General features: G+C 42.0%; 8 protein-coding genes. 6 read left to right on the top strand and 2 right to left on the bottom strand.

Annotation, left to right across the window (positions count from 1 at the left end):
- Positions 1–246: 246 nt before the first annotated feature.
- Positions 247–2,472, bottom strand: coding sequence for an ATP-binding protein (locus ACFSKO_RS15270; protein ID WP_380253170.1), 2,226 nt, complete (start codon positions 2,470–2,472; stop codon positions 247–249).
- An 89-nt stretch (positions 2,473–2,561) separates the two neighbouring features.
- Entirely contained in the window at positions 2,562–3,524 is a 963-nt protein-coding gene (locus ACFSKO_RS15275; RefSeq protein WP_380253172.1) for an amino acid ABC transporter substrate-binding protein, read from the bottom strand.
- 340 nt (positions 3,525–3,864) lie between these two features.
- Here ACFSKO_RS15275 and ACFSKO_RS15280 point away from each other — a divergent pair, with 340 nt between their 5' ends.
- From ACFSKO_RS15280 to ACFSKO_RS15305, 6 genes are all read left to right on the top strand, one after another.
- Positions 3,865–4,896, top strand: coding sequence for an amino acid ABC transporter substrate-binding protein (locus ACFSKO_RS15280; RefSeq protein WP_380253174.1), 1,032 nt, complete (start codon positions 3,865–3,867; stop codon positions 4,894–4,896).
- A gap of 179 nt (positions 4,897–5,075) precedes the next feature.
- Positions 5,076–6,251, top strand: coding sequence for an amino acid ABC transporter permease (locus ACFSKO_RS15285; protein WP_380253176.1), 1,176 nt, complete (start codon positions 5,076–5,078; stop codon positions 6,249–6,251).
- Between the two features lie 2 nt (positions 6,252–6,253).
- Positions 6,254–7,339 carry an amino acid ABC transporter permease gene (locus ACFSKO_RS15290; protein WP_380253178.1) on the top strand — a complete coding sequence of 362 codons (1,086 nt, stop codon included), beginning with the start codon at positions 6,254–6,256 and terminating at the stop codon, positions 7,337–7,339.
- 101 nt (positions 7,340–7,440) lie between these two features.
- Positions 7,441–8,151, top strand: coding sequence for an amino acid ABC transporter ATP-binding protein (locus ACFSKO_RS15295; RefSeq protein ID WP_380253184.1), 711 nt, complete (start codon positions 7,441–7,443; stop codon positions 8,149–8,151).
- Positions 8,152–8,178: 27 nt separating this feature from the next.
- Positions 8,179–9,078, top strand: a complete 900-nt coding sequence (gene serB, locus ACFSKO_RS15300) for a phosphoserine phosphatase SerB (protein WP_380253180.1) — start codon at positions 8,179–8,181, stop codon at positions 9,076–9,078.
- Positions 9,079–9,199: 121 nt separating this feature from the next.
- The gene (locus tag ACFSKO_RS15305) at positions 9,200–9,823 is read left to right on the top strand and encodes a response regulator transcription factor (protein WP_380253182.1); all 624 of its coding nucleotides are present in this window, start codon (positions 9,200–9,202) and stop codon (positions 9,821–9,823) included.
- Positions 9,824–10,123 lie beyond the last annotated feature (300 nt).

Genomic DNA, 10,123 nt, shown 5'->3' on the forward strand with positions numbered 1-10,123 from the left:
ATTTTCATTGATTAAGAAAAAGGCAAGCAATGAGGGAATTATTACTGCAATAAGGGTTACATAAATCAAAAACTCGAATTTACATTGAAATTAGGAGTTCAATGAAACTCAAATATTTATGTGAATAAATCATGATGTTTTAAAAAATGGCCCGAAATTACCAAGAAATCTGAATACTTAAATATACATATAACCGATAAATGATTATCAATTACGATCAACAAGCTCCAAATAATATTTCACCCATCAAGCAACCTCCTTTTCTCTAGCGAGGTGCCTTAGATACGCTGCAATTCTCGCAGGTCGGAGCGGTTTTGAGAAAAAAACAAATCCAGCCTCTTTCACCTGTAATTCCACTAACGGATCTGTGTTACCGGAAACAATAATGCCTCTTAAAACCTCATCCTTTTCTAAGAAATTCTCCAGAATATCAACTCCGGTTTCATTGCGATCGAGTTGATAATCAACAATATAAGCTAAGGGTTGCCGGATATTATTAGCAAGTTCTCTAAATAAAGCTTCTTTACTAGGCACTGCAACAACTTGGCACCCCCACTTTTCGAGTAAACCACGCATTGCTTTGAGAATTTGAGTATCATCATCAAGTACAATCACCAGTTCGTTCTCTAGTAAATTCTGGCCGGTTATGTGATTATTTTGAAATTCTCTGCCTTGATCTTCTAACTCAGATTTTACTTTAGTAACTTTAAGTGAAAATTTTGATCCTTCATTTATAGCTGAGCTCAACAATATTTTTGTTCCAAGTAACAGTGCCATTTGTTGTGCAATTGCGAGACCAAGGCCTAATCCTTTTTCCTTCTTGATACCGCTGCGATAAAATTCTTGAAATATCTTTTCTTGTTTATTCAAGGCAATACCTCGCCCTGTATCATCAACTACAATATTAACAACGTTCTCTGTAATATCTTCAAGGCGAATTCTTACATATCCATTCTGTGTATAACGAATTGCATTAGATATTAAATTTCGAAGAATCCGATCGAACATCAGGGGTTCAGTTTTTATCCAAACACTCGTCTTTTCAACTTCCAGTGTGAGGCCCTTTTCCTGTGCCAAGACCAGGAAATCTCTTTCCAACATTTCAAGAAGAGGCGAAAGTTCAAAGGAACTTAATTCCGGGCGTAATTCCCCAGCTTCTAATTGAGAATAATCCAGGATCGATTCAAAAAGATCGTTCATATGATCTATCGAACGTTCGATATTCTTGACTATTGGCTTTGCTTTCTCGTCATGGCGACGCCCAAGTAACGTTGCAACAAAAAGGCCTATCGCATGCAACGGCTGCCGTAAATCATGACTGGCTGCCGCTAAAAATCTTGATTTTGCTTTATCCGCTTTTTCAGCCTGCTCTCTTGCGTCACGTAGGTCACCTTCTCTTTTATCACTGGCATCGACAAAGAACTTAAAAGCTTTAGTCATGTCAGTGATCTCATCATTACCTGAAGTTACAATCGGTGTACGTAACCCAGACGCATGAGAAATCATTGTGTGATTAAGATTAGTCAGGCGCTGAATAACCGAACGATTGATGTAGAGAAATGCGAGTATTGCCCCAATAAAACTCAATAAAGACATCAGTAAAAATAATACACTGCGCTCTTCTGATTCACGGTCTAATTCAAGACTACGATCCAATATACCCTGTTGTAATTTGCGCGTAAGAATAGATGCTGAAGCCACAAATCTATCCGCCACCACTTTGTTCTGACTTACCGTCCCTTGGACAATGTCGTCGAGCAGAAAAGCCTGTTCACGTAACTCAATAATACCTGTTGCCCCAAGCCCGAGAATATCTAGTTGCTCTAATAGAAATTCCGCCTTTTCTTGAGTATCTAACGGTAGCTGGGTACTGTAATCTGTAATTTCCTTGAGATATAATTTAAACTGTGCATTTATTTTTTGCAAAACCAGTGGATCATCGGTTGCAGCCGCAGTTGGAATAAGAAGCAACCCAGCTGCAAAACTACCTGACCAGCTTTGAATTGCCGAGCTCTTAATCTCCTTGTGCGCAAACAAGGTTTTATTAAATTCAAAAAGCTGGGCATTTAGTTCTGGGGTCTTTTGCAATACCGTTTTAGCTGCCGACGAATTTAGAGAACGCTTTCGTACTAATTCGGCAATGTTGTGTAAATTATCAACTAGGGTAGATTTTAACCGCACAAAGCGTTGTAAATCTTCAGAGGAATGCCCCGCCATCCCAAGCTTTTTTAATATCTCATCAAACCAAGCGACTTGATCTTTCAGCCGGAGCAAAACGGCCTGCCGCGTACCTTTGCTGTTACTTGCTAAAAGAGCGGGTGCAAAAGAAGCCAAATTAGCTGATATTTGATTAAGTTTGGACCCTGCGACCACTTTTGGTAAGTCGTTCCCGGTAAAATCACTTAAGCCTTTGCGAAGATCGTTAAAGGAGTTAAGCGAGACAAAGCTTGCTGTAGCAATGAGTACAACCATACAGAATAAGCTCGCCAAAACACGTGTAAAGATGCCACTAACGAGTATTGAACGATGAAACTGAGGCATACTAAATCATCAATAACGGCTTAACGTGAAGGAAGAGCATACATCAACCCTCCCTTTGTCCAGAGATTATTCAGGTTGCGCTCCACCTTAAAGCGAGACCCAAGCCCAAGATTACGTTCAAAAATCTCTTCATAATTTCCAACATCCAGGATCACGCGACTGGCCCATTCAGCATCAAGGCCGAGTTCAAGCCCGAGGGTGTTTTTATCACTAAACAAACGTTGCGCCTGCATGGAAATGCTTTGTGGCATCGTTTTTATATTTAGGGAGTTTACGCCGTATTCTTCTCCATAGATTGTTGTATTGATTACCCATTTTACAATATCAAACCATTGATCATCATCATTACGTACAGCCGGGGCAAGCGGCTCCTTGGAGATAATATCAGAAAAGATAACATAATCTTCTGGGCTTGGCGCTAACATCACAGCCCCGGCCTGTAGGTCAATCATGTCAGAAGACATAAGATCACAGCGTCCGTTAAAGAAAGAGTCCCAGCGGCCTTGTTGTGTTTCCAGTACCAATATCTTTAGCTTAGAGTTTTTGCGGACCAAATAATCTTCAAGATTAGGTAGGCTGGTCGTCCCTGAATTTACACAAATCGTTCCTTCAAGATCCTGATTAATCGTATGAATACCAAGTTCTGCACGCGCAATAATACCTTGTTTTTCATAAAGTGTAATTCCAGTAAAATTAACGGCCATCGCTGTATCACGGCTTAGTGTCCAAGTCGTTGTTCTCGTCAGAAGATCAATTTCTTTATCCAATAAGGTTGAGATTCGATTCTGACTATCCACCGGTATAAAACGAACAGCAGAGGGGTCACCCAACGTTGCGGTTGCCACTGCACGACAAAAATCCACATCAAAGCCGTGCCATTGCCCCTGAATATTGCGTTGGGCAAAGCCAAAATCATGCTCTCCAACACCACAAGCCAAATAACCACGTTGACGCACATCATCTAGGGTCGAAGCAACAGCCATGTTGCCGCTATCTCCTAAACTCGTCTTCAGACAAATTGAGAATGTTATCAAAGCCAATGACAGATACTTGACCACAACTACCTCTTAAATCTTTCTATCTTTTAAAGTCCTTAATTCTTCATGAGCTCAACCTATACCATAGTGAAATTAATATATAGAGGAGTACGACTTTCGTCTCAGATCTCCCCCTCATAACTACGACTTATGTCGCAATTTGTAGTACCTCAGTCCAATTGCGAAAATCATTCCATTAAAAGAACATTGAGATAACACGGCTAAGTCAAAAACAAGAAATAAGAGAGCTGTGTCGAACAGGTATTTTATAACAAAAGGCATCTCGATGACAAAACTTACTGCAAAGAACTTATCCGGTCTGATGGTCGCCGGCCTCGCGCTTTTAACCTCTCAAGCATTTGCTGGCACACTGGATGATGTAAAAGCACGCGGCTATATCAATTGCGGCGTAAGCGAAGGCGTACCGGGCTTCTCCAACCCTAACTCAGACGGAGATTGGACTGGCCTGGATGTTGACATGTGTCGCGCAGTTTCCGCAGCAATTTTTGGCGAAGGTGATAAAATTAAGTTTATTCCTCTCGCTTCTAAACAAAAAATCTTAGCTGTTGTTACAGGACAAGTTGACCTAACATCTCGTACAACGACATGGACCATGAAACGAGACACCAAAGAAGGCGTCGACTTCACAACAGTTGTTTTCTACGATGGGCAAGGGTTCATGACTCGTAAAAGCCTCGGCGTAAAAAGTGCCAAAGAGCTAAACGGTGCAACCGTTTGTGTAACATCAGGGACAACAACTGAGTTGAATCTCGCTGATTTTTCGCGTGCAAACAATATCGAGTTTGAACCTGTCGTATTTGAAGGCAAGAAAGAAGCCGTCAATGCGTATCGTTCCGGCCGTTGCGATGCACTAACGACTGATAACAGTCAACTGGCGTCTTTCCGGACAACAATGAAAGACCCATCTGCACATATTGTTTTACCGGACGTGATTTCAAAAGAGCCCCTGGCTCCTTTAGTTAAGCATGGCGATAATCAATGGAAAGATCTTGTTACATGGACCATTAACGGTCTTATCACAGCAGAAGAACTGGGTGTGACACAGAAAAATGTAACCAATCTTGATGAATCCCAACGTAACAACCCTACTATTCAACGTATGCTTGGTGCTTCAGGAGAATATGGTTCTTATATTGGTTTACAGAACGACTGGATGGAAAAGGCTATTATTGCTGTTGGCAACTACGGCGAAATCTACGATAGGAACCTTGGCAAAGATAGTCCACTTGATCTTCCACGCGGCACCAATGCTCTTTGGAAAGATGGCGGTCTCCTTTATGTAGCCCCCCTTCGTTAATCAAACTCCTGCACCATTCCTTGAAACGAAGGAGTGGTGCTCCTTGTTGGCAAGAGTAATCTTGTATCCCAAGCTTAAGATTGCTCTTGTCATTTTTTACCGCCTTCTAAGTATAAAGTAACTTTGTTTACGCTGGAACGAAGGTCAAATGACAACTACCCCACATTAAGGGTTATGCCATGTCTAAACCTATCAACATGCGCCTTAATGGGCTATTTTCCTATGATCGATTATTGGCTTGCCTCTCCCACACACTTATCGCTGGGTTGATCATCGGGGGAGCTTATTATCTTCTCATCAGTACACAAGAAAGCCTCGAAGAACGACACATTGAATCCGGTTTTGCATTCCTCTCGCAAGAAGCTGGTTTTCCGATAGGAGACTCTTTGATCTCCTATAGCCCTTCAGATAGTTATGGTCATGCTTTTCTTGTTGGAATAATCAATACTCTCTACGCAGCTGTCATCTGTGTTGTACTGGCAACGATAGTTGGCGTTGTCATGGGAATAGCTCAGGTTTCAGGTAATCCCCTCATTGCGAAAATGGCCGAGATATATGTTGAAGTACTGCGGAATATTCCGGTTTTATTGATTCTACTTTTTGTTTATGGGGTTGTTTTGGTCGGCTTGCCTTCTGTGCGCGAAGCTATCGAGTTTATCCCCGGCGGTTTTTTAAGCCAGCGCGGTATATTTATTCCCCGTCCAATACCAAGCGAGAACTTTACGCTTTTAATTGTCATGATCGTATTGGGCATAATTTCCGCAATTATTTTCTGGCGGTGGGCAAAAAAAACGTTAGATGAAACAGGTAAAAGCTATCCTGTAATCAAGATATCTCTTGCCCTGATCGTCCTTCCACCTCTTTTGATAAGCACCATTGTTGGCGATACTCTTATTTGGGAAACTCCAGAACTCAAAGGATTTAACTTTAAAGGGGGCCTTGTATTCCGGCCTGAATTTGCAGCCTTGGTTTTTGGGCTTGTTTTCTATCGCGGTGCTTTTATCGCAGAGAATGTTCGCAGTGGTATCATGTCAGTACAAAAAGGGCAGCGAGAAGCTGCCACTGCTCTAGGCCTATCTCCAGATAGAACCATGAAAGATGTTGTCCTGCCTCAAGCATTAAGGACAGTAATTCCTGCCACAACCAACGATTACGCCAGCTTGGTAAAAGACAGTTCTCTCGCAATAGCCATTGGTTTTCCCGACATGGTATCTATTGGTGGCACCATGATTGGTCAAAATGGGCAAGCAATCGAAGTCATCGCAATCTGGATGGCAGTCTATCTCACCATAAACTTAGCCATCTCTTTACTTATGAACATAGCCAATAATAAATTTAAACTGGTGGAGCGTTGATAATGACAACCGTTTTTCAACCTGCCCCAAGTATGCCACCTCCCTCTTCACAGACAGGCGTCATTCATTGGGTCCGTTCTAACCTTTTCAACAGTTTGTCCAATAGTTTCCTTACTCTCGTTGGTATCGTTATAATCTTTGCACTTGTTCCTCCACTTGTGAACTGGCTGTTTCTCGACGCTATTTTCCTTGGAACAGCTGATGTTTGTCGACAAGGAGAAGGGGCTTGTTGGGCCTTTGTAGATGCACAAATCAAATTATTTCTTCTCGGGCCATACCCTATAGAGCTCGTATGGCGCCCGATTATTGCTGCGGCACTTCTCTTTGGTTTGTTTTTTACGACCGCGCGTCATTATCTGAGTTCAGGGCAAGCGGCGATAGCCTGGATTCTCCTTCCTATACCTATCTATTGGCTCATAGGTGGTGGCTTTGGACTTCAAGTTGTGGATACATCCGAATGGGGTGGTCTGTTACTAACACTTGTACTTGCCATTGCAGGTATTCTTGCCTCGGTCCCCATCGGTGTTCTTCTCGCTCTAGGCCGAACTTCAGAAACCAAACTACTCAAAGGTTTCTGTATCTGTATAATTGAACTTGTCCGCGGCGTTCCCCTGGTGACGATCTTATTCATGGCAACAATCATGTTGCCTCTATTCTTACCTGATGGGGTTGAAGTCGGTATCCTTTATCGTGTCCAGTTCGGAATTATCCTGTTTTCTTCTGCCTACATCGCAGAAGTTGTTCGTGGCGGGTTGCAAGGTGTCGGGACAGGGCAATCAGAAGCAGCCGTAGCCCTTGGTTTGAATAGCTGGCAAACTACTGCCTTCATCATTCTTCCCCAAGCTTTAAAAATTGTCATTCCGCCTCTTATCGGACGCTGTATTGCTTTACTCAAAGATACTTCTTTGGTGGTAGTTGTCGGTCTTCTTGATTTTCTTGGAATTGCCAAGGCTGCTTCTCAAGACGCCGAATGGCTCGGTTTTGATGCAGAAGCTTTCGTCTTTTGTGCCTTCATCTACTGGATACTTTGTTTCAGTCTCAGTCGTTATGGACGCTCTCTCGAAAAACGTGGCCAGACAAGTCACTGACAGTCAGTTTTGCTTAAAAGGATTACATTGTGTCAACACAAAGCTCTGCTACACAGGCGGCTATCTGTGCCGAAAAAAACGTCGTAATATCTCTTAAAGATATGAACAAATGGTATGGCGATTTTCACGTCTTAAAAAACATAAACTTGGAAGTTACCAAAGGAGAACGCATTGTAGTATGTGGCCCTTCCGGGTCGGGAAAGTCGACAATGATCCGTTGTATCAATCAGCTTGAACAGCATCAATCCGGAACAATCACGGTTAATGGACAAGAACTAACCAGTAATACCAAAGCATTGGAAATGGTTCGTAAAAATGTTGGTATGTGCTTCCAGCACTTCAATCTATTCCCTCATATGACTATACTTGAAAATCTAATTTTGGCACCAATTTGGGTGCGTAAAATGCCGCGTAAAAACGCAATCGAGTTGGCCATGACCTATTTGGATCGGGTCAATATTGCTGAGCAAAGCGGAAAATATCCGGGACAACTTTCTGGTGGTCAACAACAACGCGTGGCAATCGCCAGATCATTATGCATGTCCCCAAAAGTCATGCTGTTCGACGAGCCAACCTCCGCTCTCGATCCCGAAATGATCAAAGAAGTTCTCGACGTAATGGCCGAGCTTGCCAATGACGGCATGACCATGATTTGCGTAACTCACGAAATGGGTTTTGCAAAGTCTGTCGCAGATCGAGTGTTATTTATGGATGGCGGGGAAATAGTTGAGGAGAACGATCCAGATACATTTTTCAACAATCCACAAATGGATCGTACCCAGTTATTCTTAAGCCAAATCCTCTCTCATTAGAATTCGTACGTTGGAGTTTTCAAAGAGATGATTAATTCAACTCAAGCATTAGTATTAACCTCTGCTAAAACCATCCCTCTAATTGCAAAAGAAAAATGCATCCAAATACTGCAGAATACTAAATTTGAAATACTCGGTGAAAATATTTTAGGGCAAAATGCCCTCGAAATTCTCTTTTGCGGTGATATATCAAACTGTATAGGCCAGATAAAATCTCAGTTGGATAATATGGGGATAGATGCAAATGCTCTCCCCATCATGGGACGACAAAAAAAACTGCTAATCGCAGATATGGATGCCACAATTATCACCACAGAATGTGTAGATGAACTTGCTACTCTTCATGGTGTCTCAAGTCAGGTTAAAATACTAACCGATAAAGCCATGCAAGGGATCTTGAATTTTGAAGCCTCCTTACGTGCCAGAGTGAGCTTGCTCGAAGGGCTTCCATTCTCATCAATCGAAGAAGCTTATCACAAACACATTAAACTCACAGAAGGTGCCTGTACACTTGTCCAGACAATGAACCAAAACGGCGCGGTAACAATTTTAGCCACAGGAGGTTTTACCTGCTTTGCTGAGCCTATTGCGAAACGCGTTGGCTTTCAGCATTACCGAGCAAACCAACTTGAAATTAAACATCAACGGCTTACAGGACGAATTACCCCCCCAATATTGGGTAAAGAAAGCAAAGAATCAATCTTAATTGAATTCATGGAAAAACATAATGGAACGATATCCAATACACTTGCTGTAGGGGATGGCGCCAACGATTCCGCAATGATTTCAGCGGCGAGCTTAGGGGTCGCCTTTCACGCAAAACCTGCTCTAAAAAAAGAGACTAATATTCACATAAATCACTCAGACCTCACGGCCCTACTCTATCTCCAAGGCTATAGAGAAGATGAGTTTGTCTCTTCAGTTTAATTTAATACGTCCCAGATCCCAACTTGCCTTTATAACCATTGGTTCGTTAGTATCGCACTCTATTGTTTATCCACATTTCTTGGCCAAGCAATGATCGTTAATGAATATGAGATGAGGGGATATGTTAAAAATACTCGTTGCAGACGATCATCAAATGGTTCGTGAGGGTGTAAAGGGTGTACTCTCTGAAATTGACCATGATTTGAGGATATTAGAAGCTGAGGATTTTCTTGGTGTTGTAAAAATTGTGTCCTCACACTCTGACCTTGATCTTGTTCTCCTCGACATTTCTATGCCTGGAATGAATGGTGTTCAAAACGTTGCCGAGTTGAAAAGCATCGCCCCTGATACTCCTATTGCCATTCTCTCAGCTCACAATGACTCTAAATTAGTAAAAGAAGCTCTCGCAATCGGTGCGGAAGGCTATATTTCAAAAACGTCAAAAACGACCGTCATGCTAAATGCAATTCGATTAATATTGGATGGTGAAATTTATATTCCCTCCCTTTTTCTTGAACCTACTGTTCAAAACCCCTCAAGGAACAACATATCCAATTCCCCCTTAGATAATTTAACCCCCCGGCAATACGAAGTATTTGACCAAATGCGCACTGGTGCATCGAATAAAGAGATTGCTCGAGAAATTGGGTGCGCGGAAAGCACGATCAAAGCACACGTGACAGCAATTCTTAAAACTCTTAAAGTTAATAGTAGAGCTAAAGCCTGTGCCTTAGAACTGAGTTAACCCTCTTGTCTGCTGACGGTTAAAACAAACGCTTAATATTGATTCGATCAAGTTGTTATTTTTGTCTCATCAAAAATTTGTAAAATTTAATTATTAATAAAACTTCATTTCGTTAGACTTTTAAGATCTATAAAAAAGCGTTTTAAATAATGTTCTTAAAGCTAAAGGAAACAGGTTGTAACGGCTTCAGCATTTTTTAACGGCCAGATCTTTTCGCCTGTCTTATCCACTATACTTCCGAGCACAAAAAACGCCCCTCAACTTATACAAGCTGAGAGGCGTTTTTTATTGGTTGCGGGG

The sequence above is a fragment of the Kiloniella antarctica genome (genome assembly GCF_042682825.1).
Lineage (GTDB): Bacteria > Pseudomonadota > Alphaproteobacteria > Kiloniellales > Kiloniellaceae > Kiloniella > Kiloniella antarctica.